This window comes from Chryseotalea sp. WA131a, assembly GCA_025370075.1.
GTDB lineage: Bacteria > Bacteroidota > Bacteroidia > Cytophagales > Cyclobacteriaceae > ELB16-189.
In genome coordinates this window covers 4156507-4180902 of sequence record CP073016.1, presented here as the reverse complement: position 1 = coordinate 4180902, position 24396 = coordinate 4156507, and the positions used below count along the sequence as shown (strand labels likewise).

Sequence of the window (24396 nt, the reverse complement as noted above, 5' to 3'; positions counted from 1 at the left end):
TTAGTTGATTTGAAAATTTGAAAATGGTAATTCGAACAAGTTTCATCATCCTACTGTCTTTCATATCTCAATCATCCATTGCACAACAAGTGAAATCGACTGCCAATTTTTATACCATCAGGTTAAAGCCGCACCAAGATTTGAAAGTGGAGTTGATGAAGTTTGCAGAAGCACACAAGTTGAAAGCTGCATTTGTGGCCACGTGCGTGGGAAGTTTAGAGCAACTAAACCTTCGGTATGCTAATCAGTCAGCAAGTATAAAGCAAAGTGGGCATTTTGAAATTTTATCTTTGGTCGGCACATTCAATGATGCTTCTTCACATTTTCATTTATCTGTGGCCGATTCTATAGGCAAAACGATTGGTGGGCATTTATTGGAAGCGAATCTGATTTACACTACGGCTGAAATTGTGATAGGTGAATTGCCTGAAGTTGAATTTGGCAGAGAAGTAGACTCTACGTACGGGTATCAAGAGCTGTATGTCAAACCAAAAAAGAAAAATTGATTTTCACGCCAAGTAGAAAAGGAGATAACTCAAACTAACAAAATCATCCAAGCTTTTTCCATTTCACCTTTAGCCAACTCCTGTTTCGCGAACTCATGAAGTTGCCGCTGGCCTAATTCCAAAAGGGAAGGATTTTCATTCTTAAATTGTTCAACCTGTTCCTGAGAAGGAATTTTTTCAATGTTGGCTAACCTCCCCAAATCGTTTCCGGTCAACACGTTGCTATTTCTGATTTTGGCAGGAAGTTGATCCATCCCTATTCCAATTTTTACATTGGGCTTGGGCACTTCAAAAATATTCTCACCTGCCGCGCGACAATAATAATCGTTGCCCATACGGCCCACGGCATCCATCTGCCATGGATTGATGCGCCCATCCGCATCAAAAATTTCATCTTTAAAATGTGCCAACAAAATTTCACACACTACTAAATTACCAGCGCCACCCTCAGCACCCAACGGAATCACTTGATTCACCTTACATTCGAACGAAGCCAGCGACTCCCCCACTCTGGGAGGCTTTACTTTTGCGGAGGCCACTTCCGTAAACCCAGCTTTTACAAATTCATTAACCCCTTTGGAAAATTCACAACTGGCCAACGAAGCTTGCTCAACCATTCCGTAGTTCACCATATTGATCGTCACCTCTGGAACTTCCATTACATTTTCGAGCGTGTGTTTGATCGTGTTATCACGCACCCTGCGCGAGGGTGAAAAAATCAAAATCGGTGGGTGTAAGCTGAACAAATTAAAAAAACTGAACGGGCTAAGGTTGACAGTACCCGATTGGTCCACACTACTTACAAACGCAATCGGCCGTGGAGAAATAGCTCCTTGCAGGTAACCCACCAACTTGGTTAACGGAATTTCTTTTGGATCAATGGTCATGATTTGTTTTTTATCATTCGGATGAGAGCGATCGTAAAAATCAAAATCAAAATACTGGGCAGCAAAAAAACACCATAGCGAAAGTAAGCACCCGTGTGGCTATAAATTCCTTTCGAGAAATCATGAAACACTTTATATAAGATGCCTCCACTTGCCAATAAAAAGATAAATGATATGAACAAGCCAACTGCTTTTGAAATCATTTTTTTACGCGCAATGAACATAACAATCTCACTAAGCATAAATGCAGCGCCCACTACTATTGAGACAGTCACTAATGCACGGGGAAACGTTCTGAGATAACTGTATTTAAAAAGCCACAGCCCGAACTTGCCTAAAAAATTTGGTTTGGAGATTAATAGGGCATCAATGATTGAAAGAAGAGCGAGAATCAAGAAGTATAAATACCTCATTTTGTTAAACCCTAATCTTTTTAGCTTTTACAAACTTAATTTTGTTTTCCTTTTCGAAAACCAGCTCCTCGTTCTTCAAAGCCTTTTCTTGCACCAAGTTTCTAAAAGAAATCTTTAGTCCGCAGGCAATCTTTTTGTTTATTGTTTGGTGTTTTTTTGATATTGAATTAGAATTCTTTTCCATTTTGATAAATCACTTATTTGAATCTTTTTACCAATTGAATCTTGTGCGATTTTGGCAGAATGCTTTTGCGAGTTATCGTAAACCACCCAAGAATCTACAATCGGCATATAAATATCCATAAAATTATTTAATCCACGTCTGTATCTTCTTTTTATCGTATCGGTCGGAATATGATGCCCGCCTGATTGAACCCGCTTTCGAACTCGTTCGATTGCAAGTTTTGAGCTACTTAACCAAAAGAAGCACATGAAAATATCGTAATCATTCTTTTTTGCAGATTGTATTTTAGTAAAATAGTTTTTGGATGAAAGTGTAGTCTCAATTGCAAAATCAACTTTCTCCGTAATAAGCTGATCGATTCGCTTCAACATCAACCGCCCTGCTTCAATTGCATACTTTTCAGCTTCAAAGGGCGATAAACCAGCCGCAATATTATCCGCATTTACAAATTCGCGACAATTCAATATATCAGGTAGAATGGTATTGGAGGCTGTGGTTTTACCTGCACCGTTACATCCTGCTATGATGTACATCGTAGGCATTAGTTCGCTGGTAAAATCTTTCCCTTGCATTCGCCAAAGCCAATACGAACGCCATCTTTTTCGCAATGGCCACGCATCACCACTGTGTCGCCATCTTCAATAAACTTTCGCTCCACTCCATTTGCCAAATGCAACGGCCGCTGTCCATTCCACGAAAGTTCCAACATCGAACCAAACGAACCGGGCGATGGCCCACTGATAGTACCCGATGCATACAAATCTCCAACCTGAATGTTACAACCATTAACAGTATGATGTACCAATTGTTGGTTCACATTCCAATACATGTATTTGAAATTCGAGCGGCACACAACAGTTTCTTCTGCCTTCTCGGGCTGAAGGCTCACCTCCAACATCACATCAAAATTCTTTTCACCTTCCGTAACTAAATAAGGCAATACATGCGGAAACTGCTCTGGACCTTTTGCTCGAAAAGGTTCAAGCGCATCCAAGGTTACAATCCAAGGCGAAATGGTAGAGCCAAAATTCTTCCCCAAAAAAGGACCGAGCGGCACATATTCCCAATTTTGAATATCGCGCGCACTCCAATCGTTGAACAACACAAAACCAAAAATATGATCTTCCACGTCTTTGGTGGAAATGGAGGTACCGAGTTTAGTTTCGCCACAGGTGATGAAGGCCATCTCCAATTCAAAGTCCAATTTCCTAGAAGGGCAAAATAGGGGCAGCTCCGCATCCGGTGGTTTGATTTGCCCTTTGGGGCGATGAAGTGGCGTGCCTGAAACCACAATGGATGACGCACGACCGTGATAGCCCACGGGCAAATGTTTCCAATTGGGCAACAGCGCATTCTTTGGATCGCGAAACATGGTGCCCACATTGGTGGCATGCTCTTCGCTGCTGTAAAAATCGGTATAGTTGCCAATGCGCACGGGCAACTGCATTTGAACCTCACTCATGGGCACTAAAGCAATTTCGCGGGCAGCACGATTCGATTGCAGTTCGTCATTCTCCGATTGAAGCAATTCGCTCACCCGCGCGCGCACTTCGCGTGCCTTCTTCCTACCCAAACTTATAAAATCGTTCAAATACTTTTGATTGAAAATCCCAACCGGCAAACCGAGCCCATCGAAATAACCATTCTCGTGCAAGTACACCAAATCCAATACATAATTGCCAATGGCCACCCCTGCCACGGGCGTCAGATATTTGGTTTTAAAAATCCCGAAAGGCAAGTTTTGGATAGGAAAATCGCTGCCGGCAGGCACCTCTACCCAACTGGTTAACTTCGCATCATTGGCTGTTATCATATAAAAAGAAAAGTAATAGGTGCGAAGTTAGTATAATGTTGAGATAAAAAGTTCTGATGAATGCACCCGATAATTGGAAAATAAGTGCAACTCTATCGCGGGTATTTCCTAAATTTGGAGGTAGCCACACTGAGTTGCGGGTATACCAAATGTTGGCTGCCATTTTCTGGGACGACCAGACAAGCCAGACAATTCCTAAACAAGTGAGCCGTTATAAATCCCAAAAAAGAATGACCATCAGACTATTTTTCCTAATACTAATTATTCCAACAATTAGTAATTCTCAAAATATGGTTTCGGGGACTGTTGTGGACAAGACAACGCGAACACCGATAGAATTAGTAACTGTTGGAGTTGTAAAAAAAGGCATTGGGACAAATACTAATCAAGAGGGACAATTTAGGCTGATATTCAATGATTCTTACAAAAACGATACAATAAGATTTTCAATGATTGGGTATGAATCCGAATTTGTACCTATCCTTAATTTTAAGGACAATCAAGAAATAAGATTAGCGCCAAGGACATACTCGTTAGACGAGGTGACAGTCAGAGCAAAGAAATTACTACCAAATGACATAATAAAAAAAGTTATGGAGGCCAGAGAGAAGAACTACGACAATAAACCATTCAAGTTAGAAGCCTACTACAGAGATTTAAGAAATGTAAATGATAAGTATGATCATCTTATTGAGGTTGCACTAAATACCTATGGAAAGGGGATAGATAATTATCATCAGACAATTGAGTTATTAGAAGCAAGAAAAATTGACCTTTTAAGATTCGCCCATGAGGAAAATCTTCTTAACCAGATATTAAGGCTTGACTACATAGCAAATAATGAAGGATTTATAAAGCTATCTGATTTCAAAAAGAATAATTACAAGTTTGAAGACATTCGACTGGAGGATAACAAAAATGTTTATGTGATTACATCAGGAGTATTTCCCGAAAGGAAATATACTTTCTACATCAACGAAGAAGATTTTGCTATCATCCGACTGGAGATGGAGGACTGGTATGCCGATAGAGGAAAATTATACACTGGGCCAATCGACAAAACACATCAATTTCGGCTTCGACATTTTAAAGTCATAAACATTTATAAACCTTTAGAAGGAAAATATTATCCTGACTACCTATCTGCTCTATGGGACTACGATAAGTACAATACCGCGACAAAATCAATTTATGAAAAAAGTAGTTGGCTGCGTGAATTGCGAGTAAATCAGATTGTTCCAAGAAACACAACGAAACCTGATCCTTCAAAACTAATGACAAAGTTTGGAGCAGCCATTGATGATCAAATGACGCAATACAATCCTGACTTCTGGAAGAATTTTAATGTTGTTCCGCTGACTACACAGATAATCGCTGATTTAGAAAGAGAAGGTGCAATTGAAGAACAATTTATTAGAAATGGAAATAAGGCGAGAAAGAAAAAGTCATTCAAGTGTGACAAAGACTTATCGCCTACCGAAAAAATAATTTGCCTAATCGAAAATTATCAGAATCAATATGATATACCTGGTGCTCAACTTGCAGTTTCGGTTAATGGAAAACTTGAAATCTCAAAAGCATTTGGATACTCAGATCTAGACAAAAAAATTAAAGCAACAAATGAAACACCATTTCGAATTGCAAGTGTTTCCAAGACGTTAACTTCTGTTGCGGCTTTGAAACTTATGGAGGACGGGAAATTAAATTTAAATGAGGCTGTACAAACTTATGTTCCCTCATTTCCACAAAAAAAATGGAATATAAACAGCCTTGAACTCTTAGGAAATACAAGTGGAATCAGACATTACACAGACAACGAAGATTTTTATAGGGACAAACAATACAAATCCGTAACTGAATCAATAGAAACATTTAGAGATGATTCCCTTCTTTTTGAACCGGGTACAAGTTTTTACTATTCTTCCTATGGATTCAATTTATTAGGAGCAGTAATTGAAGGAGCTTCTGGAATGAACTACTTGGATTACCTTCAATCAAATATTATAGTTCCTTCTCAAATGAAGTACACGTATGGTGCACGGGCAAATAAGAAAATTGAAAACGAAAGTGAATATTACTTTTTAAAAGATATTCAAAGGGTAAAGAGTCCCGAAGATAATTTAAGTTACAAATGGCCATCAGGAGGAATTGTATCAACGGCAGAGGATTTAATCAAATTTGGGACAGCCCTGCTAAATGGCGACATCCTTAAAAAGGAAACTTTCCAACTACTTCTGACAACTCAGACCACTAAGACCAATGAGAGTACGGGTTATAGTTTAGGCTGGTTTGTCGACACAGATAGCGAAGGCGAAATAATGATCCATCATTCTGGGACAGCTCCGTCATATAGTTCCCATCTGTTAATTTATCCAAAGAAAAATATTGTCATTTCATATTTAGCTAACACGGGGACAGACACTTATTTTGACAAGGACTTAGCTGACCAGATAATTGAAATTATTGAGAGTCGGTAAGAAAACGGCAGCCAACAAAATGCGCAATGGTGGGGTGACGTGTAGGTTCAAAGTGTTATCTTCGTTCAACGTTTTGTGCCGTGGGACAGTGACGCGCTTCGAAAGCCCAGCCACGATTCATACATAAACGTCAGCTGCCATTTAGAGCGACACGTTCCGACAGACAAATCAATAAATTGAAAAAATAGTTACATATTATAAGTAAACATATTATATTTGTACTGATAAATTTATTTAATCATTAAATTCAAAAAAAATGTGGACAAAATCTCACTCAATCGTAACAAAAGAAGTTACAAAAGAACAAATGTGGAAACTCTTTGCTGACGTAAATAATTGGCATACTTGGGACAAAGGAGTTGAATTTGCTAAATTAGAAGGCAAATTTGAAAAAGGAAATCATTTTATGTTTCAACCTAAAGGTGGACCAAAACTTAAAATTGGAATTGTAGAAGCTACCGAAAATAAAAATTTTACAGACCTTACGATATTCCCGCTAGCCAAAATGTATGGCGAACATACTTTTGAAGAAACACCAAACGGACTAAAACTTACTACGACAATGAAAGTTGAAGGACTTTTAGGTTTTGTATGGAGAAAAATTGTAGCACAAAAAATAGTTGACGCTTTACCAGAAGATATGCAACAACAAATTAAAACTGCAAAAAGTCTATGAAATCAAACGACAATACGTTTAGCGTAGAGAAATCGGAAGATAGTTCAGGGTTTTTATTGTGGCAAGTAACAAATCTATGGCAACGTGAAATCAAAAAGGCATTAGAACCTTTCGACTTGACACATTCGCAATTTGTTTTAATGGCAAGTATTCATTGGTTGACTTTACATAAACAAGATGTAACTCAAATATTATTGTCAGCTCATACAAAAATTGACCCTATGACAACGTCAACAGTTTTAAGAACTTTACAAACCAAAGGACTTTTACAACGGCACGAACATTTGACAGACACAAGAGCCAAAACAGTTGGACTAACAGACATTGGGAAGAAAATTATCAAACAAGCTGTAAAGACAGTTGAAACGTTTGACAAAACATTTTTTGCGACCCTTGGTAACAAAACGCAACTGTTTAATCAACAATTGTTGACATTACTTGAACAGAAAAAATAAAAACGGCAGCTAAAATTTATATTTACATTGTGTTGTAGAAAAATACGCACTTCTAAAGCAGCAGCGTTAAAAACACAAACGATATCTGTACCTTCACAACTATCAAATTCATCTAATCTAGTATGGAGAACATGGTTGCATTCTTCAATAGTATTATGCCTCTTTCTGAGAAGACTGTCGGTTTGATGAGTAAAGTTTTTATTTATGATGAACTCAAAAAGGAAGAATATTTTATTCGTAAAGGGGAGTTTGCTAAGGAAATTGCTTTTTTAGAAGTTGGTATTGTAAGGGCATATTACATCAATGGTGATGGCAAAGAATATAACAAAACATTCTTTTCGGCCCCGTCCATCATAGGCTCATATGCATCACTTATCAGTAAGCAAAGAAATGCTGTTGCTCAACAAGCGCTGACAGATTGCAAAATCTGGAAAGCCTCATTTCTGAAAATTGAAGAATTATCAGAAGGCAACTGGGAGATAGAAAGGCTGAGGAGAATTATTGCGGAAGGTTACTTTTTGAGTAACGAAAAAAAGGAAATCGAGATGGCCTTGCTTGATGCCGACAAACGCTATTTGATTCTCCAAAATGAATATCCAGGAATTGAATTGGAAATACCGCAGTATCACATTGCTTCTTACCTTGGCATCAGTGCTACCCAATTGAGTAGAATCAGGAAAAAAATGGCTAGATAAAGGCATTTCTTTACATATGTAAATGCACAGAACTTTTTGATTGCTCTTCTTTGCGATATAGTTTAACAAACCCAGTACTCCTAAATACTATGTGTAATGGAAAGTAAAGAAATTAATTTTTTCAAAGTATTCTTCATCGTTTCTGCTTTGTGGAATCTAATAGGTGCAATTTTTGGCTATTTCAATACGGCCTATACCTTTCAAGGTTTTTTCAACAGAGAATTAACAGACCCTCTTTACTATGCTATCTATCAGGGTGCCTGGGGTACCACCCTCGTTTATTTCATCGGGTACTCGATTGTGGCCTATAACCCATTAAAGCATACCGGAATTGTGATTGTGGGTGGTATTGGAAAAATTGGCTTCGCTATTTCTCTGCTGAAATTTTATTTTTCAGGTATTGCCGGACCTATCGTCTTCGTGGTCATCATTGGCGATTTCATTTTTGGTCTTCTCTTTATTTACTACTTCTTCAGGTTATTCAAGACCAAAGAAAATATTCTCTAACCTTAAGATTATGAACAATAGCACGGTTGTCTTACTATTGAGTCTCCTGTTGCTCATTTCATTGGATTCATTCTCTCAATCATCGTGGGTAGTGGCCAAGAATGAAGACGGGATAGTAGTTTATACAAGAACTGAGAAGGTTTCTGCCTTCAAATCATTTAAAGCTGTTGCAAAGGTTGAAGCATCAACAGATGAAATAATCGGTAAGTTGAAAGATGCAGACAACTATACTAAGTGGTATGGCTATACAAAAACATCAAAGCTTATTAATCAAGAGGATAGCGTTCAGTATAACTATGTTGAGACCAAATTTCCATGGCCATTCGCCAATCGAGACATGGTTTATAGAATGTCTATTAATTTGCTCAATTCAGGAGTTGTAGAGATAGCCCTGAATGGACTGCCCAATTATATTCCAGTGAAAAAAGGAATCGCGAGGATGCAAAAAGCGGATGGATACCTTTTATTAAAGCCACTGGATGGCAAGACAGAAATAACCTACGAGTTTCACTCCGAACCTGGGGATAATATCCCAACTTGGTTGGCAAACAATTCAATTGCCGAACTCCCTTTTATAACACTTCGTGGCCTAAGAGAAGTTCTTAAAGAAAACTAAGCAGCAGGTAACAGAGGCCAGCTTCCATGAAAAAAATGAAGTTGGGCTTCGTGGTCAGTTGACTTCCCTGTGATTTCAAACAAAACGATCGAAAAGAATAAAGAACAACTGACCCTGAGGGACGAAGCCCAACAACCGCCAACAAAATGTTTGCGTTCTGGCTGAGCGTCAGGTTAAATTTTAGTATTTTTATCAAACCAACGTTTGTGTTCATGGGACAAAGCGCGGCTTCGTAAGCCCACCGATGCGCAAACATGAATCGTAGTAACTCATGCGCAAAGACATTGACTTCCTCGGACAGTGACGACCAAGCCGACTCTGTTTTGTTTCCGCAGGAAGAACGCATAGTAAATTATTGAAAAGAAAATTGAAGAAACATGGAACTAATTTACAGAATAACCCTTTTCGTAGCTGGTTTAATTAACCTACTCCCTTCAATGCTGGCGTTTCTTCCATATAAGATTTCTAAATCTTATGGCATTGAAATACCTAATGCAAACTATGAATTGCTACTACGACATCGTGCAATCTTGTTTGGAATAATTGGCGGACTGATGATTTTTTCATCAATAGTTAAAAAGTATTATGAAATCGCAACTATTGCTGGACTAATTAGTATGACATCATTTATTTTACTTTATTTCTTGATTGACAGGGGCATTAGTTCAGAACTTAAGAAAGTGATGGTAATTGACATCTTAGCATCGTTAATTCTATTAATTGGTCTGGCTATTTTTTTAATAACATCAAAAAAAAATTAAACAATGAACTTACAGAACAACAAACGTCTAACATCGGTTTGGCAAGGCTGACATTGGACTAAAACCCAAAAAGTAGATTCAACCTTGCTGACTGAATTTCACAACGCTACTACTATAAGCGGACTCGTTTGCAACAAACTATATAATTATCGGTGGACTTGAGACAAGTCCAAGCTAGCCAACGGTGGACGCGCACGAGCTACATCAAAATGTTTGTGCAATGGTGGGGTGACGTGTAGGTTCAAAGTGTTATCTTCGTTCAACGTTTTGTTTCGTGGAAATCAAATGTTCCTCACAATACAATTGTAGGCGATCCCAGCAAAAGCGCTTAAAGAAATATAACGGTTAAAATCATTCGCTCAAGCTACTTACCATGACGAAACATTCACACTATATTTATTTGATCTTTGTATCAGTAATTACAATGGCATCATCATTTTGCGGCAAAGACGGTGACATTATCCATATTAAAAGCAATAACGAAATGACAAAAGTAAAAATCAAAATAACTGTTAACACTCAAACTTTTACAGCTACTCTTTTAGACAATAACACAGCAAAAGCATTCAGGGAAATGTTGCCCCTGAAAATCAAAATGATTGAACTGAATGGAAATGAGAAATATTGTGACTTGCAAAAAAGTCTCCCGACAAACCCGTCCAACCCAAAAACGATAAGAAATGGAGACCTTATGCTGTACGGGTCAGAGACCTTGGTTTTATTCTACAAAATGTTTTCAACATCTTACAGTTATACAAAATTAGGAGAGGTAGACGATGCGACTAGTTTGGCATCCGCATTGGGTCCGCGTGATACAATAATTACTATTGAATTGGAATAGAGTCTTTTAATCTGGAATACCCATCGGTCGGCTTGATCACAGAGGAGCGATTTTTATTTAAATTCCCCATCTATTTTCCCCCACTCAATTAAACTTTACCCAATTTTTCGACTCTAATCAGAATACACGTCTTATCTTACACATTGAAAATCAGAAATATGATACACTTCAGAAATATTGGCGTACTAGTCGTGGTACTAGCAGCCTCACTGTCCGGAAAGGCACAAACCATCGCAGCAGCAGACTCTACAGGACTGCCGGGAGATAACTTTAGTTTGGAAGGAGCTTTGGAGTTGTTTAAAAAATCAACCTCACCGGAAGAATTTGAAAAGATGCTCAACACCGAGGACAGTAAAGTGAATAACCTAGATTTGAATGGCGATGGCGAAACCGATTATATCAACGTGATCGATCAAACTAAGAAAGACGCCCATGCGTTCGTTTTGCAGGTGGCCGTTTCGGAAAATGAAAATCAGGACATTGCAGTGATTGAGTTAGAGAAGACCGGCAACGATAAAGCCGTAGCGCAGATTGTAGGAGATGAAGATATGTATGGCGAGCAAACCATTGTAGAGCCAACCGAAGAAGTAGTGACCAATGCAGGCACCAGCCGCAGTCAGGTGGTGGTGAATGTGTGGGCGTGGCCCAGTGTGCGGTACGTGTATGGGCCTGCGTATGGTGTGTGGGTTTCACCGTATCGCTGGAGAGCTTATCCCGGATGGTGGAGGCCCTGGAGACCGATTCGTTACCGCGCATTTTATGCGTATCGTGCACCGTACCGCAGCAGGTATGTGGTGGTCTCAAACCACCGGGTGGTGCGGGCACATCGGGTGTATGTACCTCATCGCGTTACATCTGTAACTGTGCGCACACGTCACACCGCAGCGGTGACACATTACCGCACTACGCGGACGGTGCGCGTACATCATCGCGGAACCGGACGAGTAAAGACAACCAGAGCTGTTCAGACGGGAAGAAGGAGGAATTAGACTAGTGTTATGTTAACTGTACTTTGGCGTACGGGGCTATAAAGTCGGCAGTGGGCAGGATAAAGTGTGCATTATAGGACTGGCGGTGACTGCCTACTGGTGACTGCCTACTGCCTACTTTTTAAATGACGTCTTAATACATTTAACTTATCATTTTGGAGATAAACACCTAATGCGTTTAAAAGATTTAAACTAAACAATAGTACCTTGCGTGAATAATTGTTTACCATTCACCGCAATGACTAAATTTATCGAGCTCACCGTTTCCGATGAGGAGCAGACCAAAACCGAGTTGATCAACGTGGCCAACATTGGTCGTGTGTATCCTAGTCCGCAAAACAGCCTGAAGTGCATTGTTGAGTTGAACTATCAAAGTATCAACGATGCACCCGTTTACATGGAAGTGGAAATGCCCTACGAAAAATTAAGATTGAGTTTTTTGAGCTGAATCCTTGAAAGAACTTATTAAATAATCACCCGCATAGTTTTAGTCATGGCTGTTCCCTTATACTGAACATAACAAATTCCAGAGTTATTTTTGGTCTCCGACCAACAATCTTCACAACGTAAGAACAAAGAAAAGTCTTAGACCGCTGGCCTTCGCAATACAAATCCTATTGCCAAGGCCGAACCCAAAGTCATTACAGCAAAACCTTTTTCAAGAAATGTTTTTGCAAAGATGTTGCCGACAGTATTGAGAGTAAACACCACTACAAAAATCCAAAGTATGACATGGATCACTTTAACAGGGAATTTAAATTTTACAAAATCACCTTTCATCAATAGCGTCCATATCAAAAAAAGGTTGATGGTGATGGAAGCTGTTTCGAAGACATACATCTCTTGATCGCTTTGAAGGCGTCCACCCCACGTGATTTCATAGGCTATAATTTTCAGGAGGATGCAGCTATGGAAAACAATAATGATCGAATAGATCACAATCAGTGTCTTTAGTATCTTTTTTGTGTATAGAATCATTTAAAAAACGGTTTGCCAACACTACCGATTTAAGCTCAACACGAGCTATTCGACATTTGTCCCGCCTTATGCAGGATCGAACTCCAGATAAATAGGATTTAAAATCCCAAACTAGTTTGCATCCAAAATCTTAAACAACTCATCGAGATTAGGGGTCACAATGATTTCTGTTCTCCGGTTTTTTTGCTTGTTCTGTGCCATGTCGTTGGAAGCCAAGGGTGAAAACTCTCCTTTGCCCGCTGCGGTAATTTGCTTGGGCGATATGCCCGCGTTGATTAAGATTTTGCTGATGGAGGTGGCGCGCAGCACGCTCAAATCCCAATTGTCTTCCATGTAGGCAGATTTTTTTGAGATGGGCACATTGTCGGTGTGGCCTTCTATCATCATTTGAATATCTTTTTGGTCTTTCAGTGCCTTGGCTAATTGTTGCAAGGCACCCACGCCTTTGGCATCTACTTCAATGCTGCCCGAAGCAAACAGCAATTGCTCAGAGAGCGAAACATATACTTTTCCGTTTTTCACTTTCACGGTCAGGTCGTTCTCTTTAAAGTTCAATAAGGCATTGGTGATTTTGTTTTTTAGGTTTTGTACGGCCTTATCTTTATTGGCCAGCACTTGCTCCAGTTCTTTTACTTTTTTCTCGCGCTCTTGCAAACTGTAGCTGAGCGAATCATTTTTCTTACGGGTTTTGTCTAGATTTTCTTGAATCGCCAATAACTGGTCGCGCTGTTGGGCCACATCGCGGTTCAGTTTGCCACTATTGGTGAGCAGATTTTTATAGTTGGCATTCAATTGATTGTATTCGGTATTTAGGTTGTTCAGCTTTTTCTGGTTGGCTCTGTACACCTGATTGAGGTTGGCCGTATCTTGTTGTATCTTTTTGATGGATTCATTCAGGTCGGCAAGTGAGGCATTGGCTTTTTCTAATTCTTTGTTGCGGTCGGCCAAATCGCCTTCGGCTTTTATTTTTTGTGCCAGCACATCATCAAATTTCTTTTTGCTGACGATACAAGAACTAGCTATAACCACTACAAGGAAAATCGAAACTACTGTCTTTAAATTCATACGTCTATTTTAATAAAATTTAGTTCTGTTAATTTGCCAAACACACTATCAGAAGAAGCCAAGGGTATGTCTAAAAGAACGGCTGTTACTGCCACAAAGGCATCTGCCATCTTCAGTTTATATCTTTTTCTAAATTCAATTACCTTTTGTTTCAACAAACTTGAATAGTCGGCTAGCGAACAAGCTTCAATAAACTCCTGTATCAATCGCTCATCTTGAGCAGTAGCTTTTGGCCAGGATAATAACTCTATCTCCGTTACAAAAGAAATAATCAATTTCTGATTATTGAGCAGAGAAGTAATGTGAGGAGAGCCTTGCAAGGCATAGATAACAATGTTGGTATCTACTACTAAACTTTTGCTCATTTCTCATTTCTTGTTGAATCTTCAGTGCATCGCCCTTCCACCGCAACTTTCCGGCAAACTTAGTCATATCAATCCCTTCTTTCTTTGGCTTGATTTTATTCAATACTTTTGAAATGGCTCGTTTAGAAGACTTCTTTGTAATGATGGTCATGAAGGAAATTTTGCTTACAAATATCTAAAATTAAAATCAATTCGTAGTTTACGTCTTGAAATGCTGACCAAATCCACAAGCTAAAAAGTTTGCAGGAGTTTGGTGCTGGCATAGCCAAGGGAGGGCAGCAAAAAGCCCGAAGTGGGTTGAATACTGGTTGACGGACTTGTAGCGTGCAGCTTGACCCGTGAGCGATAGAATGCGGGCGGAAGGGATGCCGCCTATTCTTTGTGAAATACTTCGGCTGGCTAGAAAAAACAGAAACTAAAAAATTAAAAATATGGAAGGCATGTTGAAACCAGACTCATTCAAAGGCAAAACCATCATCATTACGGGCGGTGGCACAGGCCTCGGCAAATCGATGGGCAAATATCTGTTGGAGTTGGGCGCTAACTTGGTCATCACCAGTCGTAAATTAGATGTACTCGCCAAAACAGCAGCCGAATTGGAGCAACAAACGGGCGGCAAGGTGTTGCCGTTGGCGTGCGACATCCGCAAGTACGAAGAGATTGAAAAAGTAATCAGCGAAACAGAGAATCGTTTCGGCCCCATTCACGGTGTGCTCAACAATGCTGCGGGCAATTTTATTAGCCCTACCGAGCGGCTCTCGCACCGTGCGTTCGATATTGTGGTGGACATTGTGCTGAAAGGCACATATTATGTAACATTAGCCGCTGGTAAAAATTGGATTACCAAAAAGCAGCCGGGCGTGTTTTTAAACATTGTGACAACCTATGCATGGACAGGCTCAGGTTATGTAGTACCCTCGGCTTGCGGCAAAGCGGGTGTGTTAGCGCTCACGCGGTCGCTGGCCGTAGAGTGGGCGAAATACAAAATCAGGAGCAACGCCATCGCGCCAGGCCCCTTCCCCACAGAAGGCGCATGGAGCCGACTTTTGCCCGGTGACTTGGTAAAGAAATTCGATCCAGCGGAGCGAGTGCCGCTAAAGCGCGTGGGCGAGCATCAAGAGCTTGCAAACTTAGCTGCATACTTGATGTCAGATTATTCTGGGTACGTAAACGGTGAGGTGATCACCATTGATGGTGGCGAGTGGCTGCGAAACGGTGGCGAGTTCAGCCACCTTGAGACAATACCCGAAACCATGTGGGATATGATTGAAAAATCGAGGGGAAAATAAAATTATCCTCAGTTTACAGAATTACAATCTGTGAATTTGTGGCTAATAAAAAAGAAGTAAGATGTACCTAGAAAATTGGCTCGAACAAAAACTGAGCGACCGAAAAGAGAAAGGCAATTACCGCGAGCTGACGATTTCAAATAACAAAATCGATTTTGTTTCCAATGATTATTTGGGCTTAGCTCGGTCGGCAGAAATTCATCAAAGAGTTTTAAACGAGTTGAGCTCATTACCTGCGCCTTTTAATGGATCAACTGGTTCCCGATTATTGGCAGGCAACAGCGAACTGGCAGAAGAGACGGAATATTTTTTGAGCAGAATTTTTGAAAGCGATACTACGTTGCTTTTCAATTCTGGCTATGCCGCCAACACAGCTGTGCTGTCGTGCATCCCGCAAGAAGGCGATATTATTTTTTATGACGAACTCGTGCACGCATGCATGCACGATGGCATGCGGCTGAGCAAAGCCTCTCGTGTTAAGTTTAATCACAACGATTTACAGGATTTAGAAACCAAACTCAATTCTTCTTCGGGCAAAAGGTTTATTGCGGTAGAATCGCTTTACTCAATGGACGGAAATTATTGCCCCTTGCAAGAGTTGGTAAGACTGGCAGAAAGATTTGATGCCGCTATTATTTTAGACGAAGCCCACAGCACCGGCAGCTTCGGAAAAAACGGAAGTGGTTTAGCCATAGAAAAAGGTGTGGCAGAAAAAATCCCAATTCGTATTTACACCTTTGGCAAAGCCATGGGCGCGCACGGGGCATGCGTAGTTGGCTCACATACACTGAAAAATTATCTCATCAATTTCGCTCGGCCATTTATTTACTCTACCGCCATGCCACCACATAGTTTGCTTGCCATCAAGCACGCATTTCAATTTTTACAAAATAATATTCATCTTCAAAAAGCATTGCAAGAGCGAATTAACTATTTTTTAATTCGAAGCAAAAAACTTTCGTATCAAAAAATTGAAAGCACATCAGCCATTCAGTCGGTGATGTTGCCTGGCAATAAAGAAGTGATGGCCCTTGCATGCTGTTTAGATTCTGTTGGCATTGATTGCAAGGGCATCCGCTCACCAACAGTCAAAGCTGGCACCGAGCGGTTGCGCATTTGCTTGCATTCCTTCAACACGGAAACGGAAATTGATACATTAGTCGAGACTTTAAATAAATTTTGAAAAAGGGGTTTAAAAAAGTGTTGGCGGCATCCCTGCCATCGCTAATCCTTACGCTCACGGGTCGGGCCTGCCTGCGCGAAGCCGCTTCGGCAAAGGCAGGCTATCCATTACAAGTCCGCTCCGCACACCACCACCCCTTAGCGGGCTTTTCATTCCTATCCCTTGCCTTTATCCATCTAGAACAATTCCCTCGAGCCATTAGAAACATTTGCAGCTCTGCATCTTTGAATAGAGTAATAATTACTAAAATATTTTACAGTTATCTTGTGGGAAATTTTAAATAGTTCAATGAATTATTTTGTTACTGCCATCGGCACCGACTCTGGCAAAACAGTGGTGTCAGCAATTTTGTGCAAAGCATTAGGTGCCGATTATTGGAAACCCATACAAGCAGGTTTCCCGCGCGATGCAGACACCATTTCAAAATTAGTTCCAAATACAGTCATTCATCCAGAAGCCTATCTGCTTAATACGCCCGCTTCTCCACATGCTTCTGCCAAAATCGACAATATCGTAATTGATAAATCAAAGATTAGTTTTCCAACAACAAACAACAATCTTATCATCGAAGGTGCAGGCGGTTGTTTAGTACCGCTAAACGACAATGACTTTGTGATTGATTTGGCAAAACAATTTGGGTGTCCAATTATTTTGGTTTCCAATCTTTACTTAGGCAGCATCAATCACACCTTGTTAACGGTTAATTTGTTGAATCAACTACAACTCCCAATAGCTGGCATTATTTTCAACGGCCAATCCAACCCCGAAAGCGAGCGAATCATTTTAAAACATTCTAGGTACAAATTCATTTGGCACATCAAAGACGAAAAAGAAATGAACAAAGAAATGGTGAACTTTTATGCCGAAAAAATTCGCCAAAAATTAGTATGACGCTACAAGAGAAAGACAAAAAATATATCTGGCATCCGTTTACTGCCTATCAAGAAGAAGATCCTTTATTGATAACTTCTGCAGAAGGTGTTTACCTTCACACCCACGATGGGAGAAAAATAATCGATGCAATTTCCTCGTGGTGGGTCAATCTTCACGGTCACAGCAACCCAGTAATTGCAAAAGCCATTGCCCACCAAGCAAGCAAGTTAGAGCATGTAATCTTTGCAGGTTTCACGCATGAGCCTGCTATTCTATTAGCTGAAAATCTATTGTCCATTCTTCCTAAAAATCAGTCGAAAATTTTTCTTTCCGATGATGGCAGTACTGCAGTAGAAGTGGCATTAAAGATGGCCATTCAATATTGGCACAATCAAAACATCACGAATAAAACAAGAGTGATCGCCATCGAAGGGTCTTATCATGGCGATACCTTTGGTTCAATGTCGGTGGGTGCGCGAGATATTTTTATCACACCATTTAACAAGTATTTATTTGAGGTAGATTTTATTGACTTCCCCTACCAAGAAAAGGAAACGGAAGTAATTGATGATTTTAAAAAACTGGTGAAGAAAGGCGATGTCGGTGTTTTTATCTTCGAGCCGCTGGTACAAGGTGCAACTGGCATGCGAATCTATCGCGCTGAATTATTGGATGAGTTGATTTCAATTGCGCATCAACACAATGTGATTTGTATTGCCGATGAAGTATTTACGGGCTTCTGCCGAACCGGAAAATATTTCGCTTCAGACCATCTCAATAACCAACCCGATATTATTGCCCTATCAAAAGGGGTAACGGGTGGCATACTTCCTTTGGGTGTTACTAGTTGCTCAGAGAAAGTTGAAAAAGTATTCCAAGATAGTTCTTCAAGCAAAACCTTTTATCATGGGCATTCATACACGGGCAATCCATTGGCATGTGCTGCCGCGAATGCTAGTTTTTCTCTTTTAACAAATCAAGACTGCCAAGATAGAATCCATTTAATCTCCTCTCGATTTATAAATTTTGTTGCTTCGATTAAAAAGAATATAAGTGTAAAATCAGTCCAAAGTCTTGGAACGATTTTGTCTATTGAAATGGTAACACCAGAAAATACTGCTTATCAGAATCCACTGCGCAAAGAAATCTACAACTACTTTCTGACAAAGAATATTTTACTTAGACCACTTGGCAACATCATCTATGTGGTACCACCTTATACTATTTCAAACTTAGAATTGGACGAAGTGCTTTCTGAGATAGAAATGTTCATTCGTTCACGCGCATAAAAAAAGCCCCGTTTTTTGGGGCTTTTTTGTTGGTGGCAAAAAGGCAACGGCCTACTCTCCCGGGTCTTACCCTAGTACCATTGGCGCTGGCAGGCTTAACTTCTCTGTTCGGGATGGGAAGAGGTGTGGCCCTGCCGCCACAGTCACCTTGATTTCTTCAAGTGTCCACTTTTTTTTGACATGCTGCCGGCAGAGGAAACGTAAGGGCGGTCCACAGGGGCGGTGCGCCTGGCGCGCCCGAAGCGCCCGGGCAATTAGTACCGCTCGGCTCTGGCATCGCTGCCCTTGCACCTGCGGCCTATCAACGTGGTCATCTCCCACGGCCCTTAAAAGGAAGCCTCATCTCGGGGCGGGTTTCGCGCTTAGATGCTTTCAGCGCTTATCCCTGCCCAACATGGCTACCCGGCGGTGCGGCTGGCGCCACAACCGGTACACCAGGGGTTGGTCCAGCCCGGTCCTCTCGTACTAAGGCCAGATCCCCTCAAGCTTCCAGCGCCCATCACAGATAGGGACCGAACTGTCTCACGACGTTCTGAACCCAGCTCGCGTGCCACTTTAACGGGCGAACAGCCCGACCCTTGGGACCTTCTCCAGCCCCAGGATGTGACGAGCCGACATCGAGGTGCCAAACCTCCCCGTCGATATGAGCTCTTGGGGGAGATCAGCCTGTTATCCCCAGCGTACCTTTTATCCTTTGAGCGATGGCCCTTCCATGCAGGACCACCGGATCACTATATCCAGCTTTCGCCCCTGCTCGACATGTCCGTCTCACAGTCAAGCCCCCTTATGCTATTGCACTCCGCGCACGATTACCAACCGTGCTGAGGGGACCTTTGAAAGCCTCCGATACACTTTCGGAGGCGACCACCCCAGTCAAACTACCCACCACGCAATGTCCCGCGCCAAAAGGCGGGGTTAGGCACCAAGGAGGCAAAGGGCGGTATTTCACCGTTGGCTCCCCTGCCCCTAGCGGGGCAGGATCAGCGCCTCCCGCCTATCCTACACATCACCCCCCCAGTGCCAATGCGAAGCTATAGTAAAGGTGCATGGGGTCTTTCCGTCCCGTGACGGGTACACGGCATCTTCACCGTGACTACAATTTCACCGAGCTCATGGCCGAGACAGCGCCCAGATCGTTACACCATTCGTGCAGGTCGGAACTTACCCGACAAGGAATTTCGCTACCTTAGGACCGTTATAGTTACGGCCGCCGTTTACTGGGGCTTCGGTTCAGCGCTTCGCCTTGCGGCTGACGCCCCCCCTTGACCTTCCAGCACCGGGCAGGTGTCAGGCCTTATACTTCATCTTGCGATTTCGCAAAGCCATGTGTTTTTGTTAAACAGTCGCCTGGGCCATTTCTCTGCGGCCCCGCTCGCGCGGGGCACCCCTTTTCCCGAAGTTACAGGGTTAATTTGCCGAGTTCCTTGGCCATGATTCACTCGAGCACCTCAGGATATTCTCCTTGACTACCTGTGTCGGTTTGCGGTACGGGCCCCACAGCGGTTGTGCTTAGGGGGTTTTCTCGGGAGCATGGTTACGTCCGCTCCATTCGGCCGGGGCCTCCTGGTACTTTCGGGTTTCGGCAAGGGGCGCGGATTTGCCTGCGCCCCCTGTACCTACGCCCTTAAACGGCCTGTTCCGTCAGGCCGTGGGACTTTCACTCCTCCTTCGCCCCATCGCCCGCTGCGGTGGTACCGGAATGTTGACCGGTTTGCCATCGGGTGCGCCTTTCGGCCTCCCCTTAGGTCCCGACTGACCCGCGGCTGATTGACATTGCCGCGGAAACCTTAGTCTATCGGTGGGCGGGGTTCTCACCCGCCTTATCGTTACTTATGCCTACATTTGCTTTTCCAACCGCTCCACCAAAAGTCATCTCTTGGCTTCCCCGCTGTTGGAATGCTCCCCTACCACTGTCCCGCTCACGCGGGACAATCCCAAGCTTCGGCACCACATTTTATGCCCGATCATTATCGATGCCCTGTCGCTCGACCAGTGAGCTGTTACGCACTCTTTAAAGGGATAGCTGCTTCCAAGCTAACCTCCTGGCTGTCGCGGCAACTGGACCTCCTTAGTTCAACTTAATGTGGATTTTGGGGCCTTAGCCGTGGGTCTGGGTTCTTTCCCTCTCGGACACGGACCTTAGCACCCGTGCCCTCATTGCAAGGTATGTTTGCCGGCATTCGGAGTTCGTCAGGATTTGGTAGGATGTGACTCCCCCTAGTCCTATCGGTAGCTCTACCTCCGGCAAACTCGACCCTCACACTGTCCCTAAAGACATTTCGGGGAGTACGAGCTATTTCTCAGTTTGATTAGCCTTTCACCCCTACCCTCAGCTCATCCAAAAGCTTTTCAACGCTTACTGGTTCGGGCCTCCACCCCGTGTTAACGGGGCTTCACCCTGGCCAAGGGTAGATCACAAAGTTTCGCGTCTGCCCCCACTGACTGTGCGCCCTGTTCAGACTCGCTTTCGCTCCGGCTCCCCCCGTCAACGGGGTTAACCTTGCCAGTGACGGCAACTCGTAGGCTCATTATGCAAAAGGCACGCCGTCACCAAATCCCTTGGCTCCGACCGCTTGTAGGCGCATGGTTTCAGGTTCTCTTTTCACCCCGTTGTTCACGGTGCTTTTCACCTTTCCTTCACAGTACTGGTCCACTATCGGTCTCTCAGGAGTGTTTAGCCTTACCGGATGGTGCCGGCAAATTCAAACGGGGCGTCTCCGACCCCGCCCTACTCAGGGTACCACCTCTCCCCTATGGCTTCCTTTACGGGGCTCTCACCCTCTTTGGCCCGGTTTCCCACCCGGTTCATGTCGCCCTCGGTTTCGATTATGTGGCCCTATAACCCCCGCCAAGCCTTGACTTGGCGGGTTTGGGCTCTTGCGCGTTCGCTCGCCACTACTGGCGCAATCACTGTTGTTTTCTCTTCCTCCGGGTACTTAGATGTTTCAGTTCCCCGGGTTTGCCCCCATTGCTGGGTGTCACGCCTTCAGCGTGACGGGTTGCCCCATTCGGACACCTGCGGATCAAACCCCGTTTGCGGGTCCCCGCAGCTTTTCGCAGCTTACCACGTCCTTCTTCGCCTCTGAGAGCCTAGGCATCCCCCATGCGCCCTTCATTACTTCTTTTTGGCGCGGCCCCGCGGCCGCCCCTGTCTATGCTCTTACATTTTCTCTGCCAACATGTCAATGAACACTTTTGCCGCCCTTGTGGCGGCATAGCGGCACGGCATTTCCGCTGCCCTTGCCTTTTTTGTCTCTTTTATCCCGCCCCCGGCAGCCCGTTTGGCGGCCGGTGTTCGTTCCCGCACCCCTTTCGCTGGGCCCATGTGGAGAATATCGGAGTCGAACCGATGACCTCCTGCTTGCAAAGCAGGCGCTCTAGCCAGCTGAGCTAATCCCCCTTTTCAACAAGTGGGCCTGCGTGGACTCCCCGATAGCCATCGGGGTAAACTTCCCGTCCACTTAGTTCCCACTTCGTGGGCCTGCGTGGACTCGAACCACGGACCTCTACATTATCAGTGTAGCGCTCTAACCACCTGAGCTACAAGCCCCGGTGGCCGGTGGCCGGTGCGGAAAAATGACTTTGAAAAGGCGGGCAAAAAGAGAGGGGGGCGGGAGGGCCCGTCCTTGCCCTGTGCGCGGAACGCCCAAAGGCGTGCCGGCACGGGCGCTCCAGAAAGGAGGTGTTCCAGCCGCACCTTCCGGTACGGCTACCTTGTTACGACTTAGCCCCAGTCACCGGTTTAACCCTAAACAGCGCCTCGCGGCAACTGCCTTCAGGTCCCCCCAGCTCCCATGGCTTGACGGGCGGTGTGTACAAGGTCCGGGAACGTATTCACCGCGCCATTGCTGATGCGCGATTACTAGCGATTCCAACTTCACGCAGGCGAGTTGCAGCCTGCGATCCGAACTGAGACGCGCTTTTCGTGATTGGCTCCCCGTCACCGGGTCGCGACACGCTGTGCGCGCCATTGTAGCACGTGTGTAGCCCTGGGCGTAAGGGCCATGATGACTTGACGTCATCCCCTCCTTCCTCTCCGCTTGCGCGGGCAGTCCCCTCAGAGTCCCCACCTTTACGTGCTGGCAACTGAGGGCAGGGGTTGCGCTCGTTGCGGGACTTAACCCAACACCTCACGGCACGAGCTGACGACAGCCATGCAGCACCTTGCTCCCTGTCCTTGCGGAAAAGCGCATCTCTGCGCCTGTCAGGGGCATTCTAGCCCAGGTAAGGTTCCTCGCGTACCATCGAATTAAACCACATGCTCCACCGCTTGTGCGGACCCCCGTCAATTCCTTTGAGTTTCACCCTTGCGGGCGTACTCCCCAGGTGGGTCACTTAACGCTTTCGCTAAGGCGCTGGCCGTGTACCGCCAACACCGAGTGACCATCGTTTACTGTGCGGACTACCAGGGTATCTAATCCTGTTTGATCCCCGCACCTTCGTGCCTCAGCGTCAGTTACAGCCTAGCAAGCTGCCTTCGCTATCGGTGTTCTTGACGATATCTAAGCATTTCACCGCTACACCGTCAATTCCGCCTACCTCGACTGTACTCAAGTCCTTCAGTATCAATGGCACCTCGACAGTTGAGCTGCCGTATTTCACCACTGACTTAATGGACCGCCTACGCACCCTTTAAACCCAATAAATCCGGACAACGCTCGCCACCTACGTATTACCGCGGCTGCTGGCACGTAGTTAGCCGTGGCTTATTCACCGGGTACCTTCAATTCCCCACGCATGGGTCTTTTATCCCCCGGCAAAAGCAGTTTACAACCCAGAAGGCCTTCTTCCTGCACGCGGCATGGCTGGATCAGGCTCGCACCCATTGTCCAATATTCCCTACTGCTGCCTCCCGTAGGAGTCTGGCCCGTATCTCAGTGCCAGTGTGGGGGATCACCCTCTCAGGTCCCCTATTGATCATCGCCTTGGTGGGCCGTTGCCCCGCCAACTAGCTAATCAAGCGCATGCCCATCCACGGCCCCGTGGTTTAAATAAAGGACGATGCCGTCCCCTATTCCTATGGGGCGTTAATCCCCCTTTCGGGGGGCTGTGCCCCGGCCGTGGGCAGGTTGCATACGTGTTGCGCACCCTTGCGCCACTCTAGGCCGGGTATCGCTACCCGGCTTGCCGTCCGGCTTGCATGTATTAGGCCTGCCGCTAGCGTTCATCCTGAGCCAGGATCAAACTCTCCATAGTATTGCTTTTGGCCCCCAGTGCATCGCTGCAAGGGGGAACTGTTCTCTTCTGGACGGGCCCGGACCCCGGTGCCGCATCCATCTGCGCCAACGGGGCCCCGGCCCCCTTTACCTCTCTTTACCCAACCTTTTCAAGGAACGTTTCAATTCTTATCATGAATCGATAGCGGTTATTATAAACAACCCGTTTTTATGTGTGAATTTCCCCTTTTCGTTAAAAGGGAGTGCAAAGGTAAGTCAATAGCTCGTTTTTGCAAACACGAAAGAAAAAGTTTTTTGAACAGCCTACTGATGATGGTTTCTATAGTTGATTATCAGTAAGTTAAAATTGAAGAAAAA

The 24396-nt window shown here is 43.9% G+C and carries 23 protein-coding genes, 2 tRNA genes and 3 rRNA genes; 15 read left to right on the top strand and 13 right to left on the bottom strand.

The window, feature by feature from the left end; genetic code table 11:
• Positions 1 to 23: 23 nt before the first annotated feature.
• Positions 24 to 506 (top strand): DNA-binding protein, encoded by a 483-nt coding sequence (locus KA713_19135; protein UXE66530.1) that lies wholly within the window; start codon positions 24 to 26, stop codon positions 504 to 506.
• Between the two features lie 29 nt (positions 507 to 535).
• Here KA713_19135 and KA713_19130 read toward each other — a convergent pair whose 3' ends face one another.
• From KA713_19130 to fahA, 4 genes are all read right to left on the bottom strand, one after another.
• Positions 536 to 1393, bottom strand: coding sequence for a flavin reductase family protein (locus tag KA713_19130; protein UXE66529.1), 858 nt, complete (start codon positions 1391 to 1393; stop codon positions 536 to 538).
• The gene (locus KA713_19125; GenBank protein UXE66528.1) at positions 1390 to 1806 is read right to left on the bottom strand and encodes a hypothetical protein; all 417 of its coding nucleotides are present in this window, start codon (positions 1804 to 1806) and stop codon (positions 1390 to 1392) included. Before KA713_19125 ends, KA713_19130 begins: the two co-directional genes overlap by 4 nt.
• A gap of 138 nt (positions 1807 to 1944) precedes the next feature.
• A complete protein-coding gene (locus KA713_19120; protein UXE69196.1) occupies positions 1945 to 2532 on the bottom strand; it encodes a zeta toxin family protein in 588 nt (195 codons plus the stop codon).
• Positions 2532 to 3803, bottom strand: coding sequence for a fumarylacetoacetase (fahA, locus tag KA713_19115; protein UXE66527.1), 1272 nt, complete (start codon positions 3801 to 3803; stop codon positions 2532 to 2534). The genes KA713_19120 and fahA overlap by 1 nt, the downstream gene beginning before the upstream one ends.
• 230 nt (positions 3804 to 4033) lie before the next feature.
• Between fahA and KA713_19110 the strand changes: the two genes are divergently transcribed.
• The 10 genes from KA713_19110 to KA713_19065 all read left to right on the top strand — a co-directional run bounded on the left by KA713_19110 (position 4034) and on the right by KA713_19065 (position 12268).
• Entirely contained in the window at positions 4034 to 6280 is a 2247-nt protein-coding gene (locus KA713_19110; GenBank protein UXE66526.1) for a serine hydrolase, read from the top strand.
• A 256-nt stretch (positions 6281 to 6536) separates the two neighbouring features.
• Positions 6537 to 6956 (top strand): SRPBCC family protein, encoded by a 420-nt coding sequence (locus KA713_19105; protein ID UXE66525.1) that lies wholly within the window; start codon positions 6537 to 6539, stop codon positions 6954 to 6956.
• Entirely contained in the window at positions 6953 to 7411 is a 459-nt protein-coding gene (locus tag KA713_19100; GenBank protein UXE66524.1) for a winged helix-turn-helix transcriptional regulator, read from the top strand. The genes KA713_19105 and KA713_19100 overlap by 4 nt, the downstream gene beginning before the upstream one ends.
• A gap of 122 nt (positions 7412 to 7533) precedes the next feature.
• Positions 7534 to 8106 (top strand): Crp/Fnr family transcriptional regulator, encoded by a 573-nt coding sequence (locus KA713_19095; GenBank protein UXE66523.1) that lies wholly within the window; start codon positions 7534 to 7536, stop codon positions 8104 to 8106.
• Between the two features lie 96 nt (positions 8107 to 8202).
• Positions 8203 to 8613: a hypothetical protein gene (locus KA713_19090; protein UXE66522.1), complete on the top strand. Its 411-nt coding sequence runs from the start codon at positions 8203 to 8205 to the stop codon at positions 8611 to 8613.
• Between the two features lie 10 nt (positions 8614 to 8623).
• Positions 8624 to 9229 carry a hypothetical protein gene (locus KA713_19085; GenBank protein UXE66521.1) on the top strand — a complete coding sequence of 202 codons (606 nt, stop codon included), beginning with the start codon at positions 8624 to 8626 and terminating at the stop codon, positions 9227 to 9229.
• Positions 9230 to 9606: 377 nt separating this feature from the next.
• Entirely contained in the window at positions 9607 to 9990 is a 384-nt protein-coding gene (locus KA713_19080; protein UXE66520.1) for a hypothetical protein, read from the top strand.
• A 373-nt stretch (positions 9991 to 10363) separates the two neighbouring features.
• Positions 10364 to 10831: a hypothetical protein gene (locus tag KA713_19075; GenBank protein ID UXE66519.1), complete on the top strand. Its 468-nt coding sequence runs from the start codon at positions 10364 to 10366 to the stop codon at positions 10829 to 10831.
• A 158-nt stretch (positions 10832 to 10989) separates the two neighbouring features.
• Positions 10990 to 11820: a hypothetical protein gene (locus KA713_19070; GenBank protein ID UXE66518.1), complete on the top strand. Its 831-nt coding sequence runs from the start codon at positions 10990 to 10992 to the stop codon at positions 11818 to 11820.
• A gap of 238 nt (positions 11821 to 12058) precedes the next feature.
• The gene (locus KA713_19065; GenBank protein ID UXE66517.1) at positions 12059 to 12268 is read left to right on the top strand and encodes a hypothetical protein; all 210 of its coding nucleotides are present in this window, start codon (positions 12059 to 12061) and stop codon (positions 12266 to 12268) included.
• A 137-nt stretch (positions 12269 to 12405) separates the two neighbouring features.
• Here KA713_19065 and KA713_19060 read toward each other — a convergent pair whose 3' ends face one another.
• The 3 genes from KA713_19060 to KA713_19050 form a co-directional block, all read right to left on the bottom strand.
• Positions 12406 to 12798 carry a hypothetical protein gene (locus KA713_19060; protein ID UXE66516.1) on the bottom strand — a complete coding sequence of 131 codons (393 nt, stop codon included), beginning with the start codon at positions 12796 to 12798 and terminating at the stop codon, positions 12406 to 12408.
• A gap of 111 nt (positions 12799 to 12909) precedes the next feature.
• Positions 12910 to 13863, bottom strand: coding sequence for an OmpA family protein (locus tag KA713_19055; protein ID UXE66515.1), 954 nt, complete (start codon positions 13861 to 13863; stop codon positions 12910 to 12912).
• Complete coding sequence (locus tag KA713_19050) at positions 13860 to 14228, bottom strand: PIN domain-containing protein (protein ID UXE66514.1); 369 nt, start codon at positions 14226 to 14228, stop codon at positions 13860 to 13862. The genes KA713_19055 and KA713_19050 overlap by 4 nt, the downstream gene beginning before the upstream one ends.
• A 422-nt stretch (positions 14229 to 14650) precedes the next feature.
• On the opposite strand from KA713_19050, the gene KA713_19045 reads away from it, so the two are divergent.
• From KA713_19045 to bioA, 4 genes are all read left to right on the top strand, one after another.
• The gene (locus KA713_19045; protein UXE69195.1) at positions 14651 to 15517 is read left to right on the top strand and encodes an SDR family oxidoreductase; all 867 of its coding nucleotides are present in this window, start codon (positions 14651 to 14653) and stop codon (positions 15515 to 15517) included.
• Positions 15518 to 15578: 61 nt separating this feature from the next.
• Complete coding sequence (locus KA713_19040) at positions 15579 to 16700, top strand: 8-amino-7-oxononanoate synthase (protein UXE66513.1); 1122 nt, start codon at positions 15579 to 15581, stop codon at positions 16698 to 16700.
• A gap of 288 nt (positions 16701 to 16988) precedes the next feature.
• Entirely contained in the window at positions 16989 to 17591 is a 603-nt protein-coding gene (gene bioD / locus KA713_19035) for a dethiobiotin synthase (GenBank protein ID UXE66512.1), read from the top strand.
• Positions 17588 to 18862 carry an adenosylmethionine--8-amino-7-oxononanoate transaminase gene (gene bioA, locus KA713_19030; GenBank protein UXE66511.1) on the top strand — a complete coding sequence of 425 codons (1275 nt, stop codon included), beginning with the start codon at positions 17588 to 17590 and terminating at the stop codon, positions 18860 to 18862. Before bioD ends, bioA begins: the two co-directional genes overlap by 4 nt.
• A gap of 38 nt (positions 18863 to 18900) precedes the next feature.
• Here bioA and rrf read toward each other — a convergent pair.
• The 6 genes from rrf to KA713_19000 all read right to left on the bottom strand — a co-directional run bounded on the left by rrf (position 18901) and on the right by KA713_19000 (position 24058).
• A 5S ribosomal RNA gene (gene rrf, locus KA713_19025) occupies positions 18901 to 19013 on the bottom strand.
• A gap of 83 nt (positions 19014 to 19096) precedes the next feature.
• Positions 19097 to 21987 (bottom strand): 23S ribosomal RNA (locus KA713_19020).
• A gap of 35 nt (positions 21988 to 22022) precedes the next feature.
• Entirely contained in the window at positions 22023 to 22187 is a 165-nt protein-coding gene (locus KA713_19015; GenBank protein UXE66510.1) for a hypothetical protein, read from the bottom strand.
• 1 nt (position 22188) lies between these two features.
• A tRNA-Ala gene (locus KA713_19010) sits at positions 22189 to 22262 on the bottom strand.
• A gap of 76 nt (positions 22263 to 22338) precedes the next feature.
• Positions 22339 to 22412 (bottom strand) — tRNA-Ile (locus KA713_19005).
• A gap of 125 nt (positions 22413 to 22537) precedes the next feature.
• Positions 22538 to 24058: ribosomal RNA gene (locus KA713_19000) — 16S ribosomal RNA — on the bottom strand.
• Together the 16S, 23S and 5S rRNA genes with 2 tRNA genes alongside form the textbook arrangement of a ribosomal RNA operon.
• Positions 24059 to 24396 lie beyond the last annotated feature (338 nt).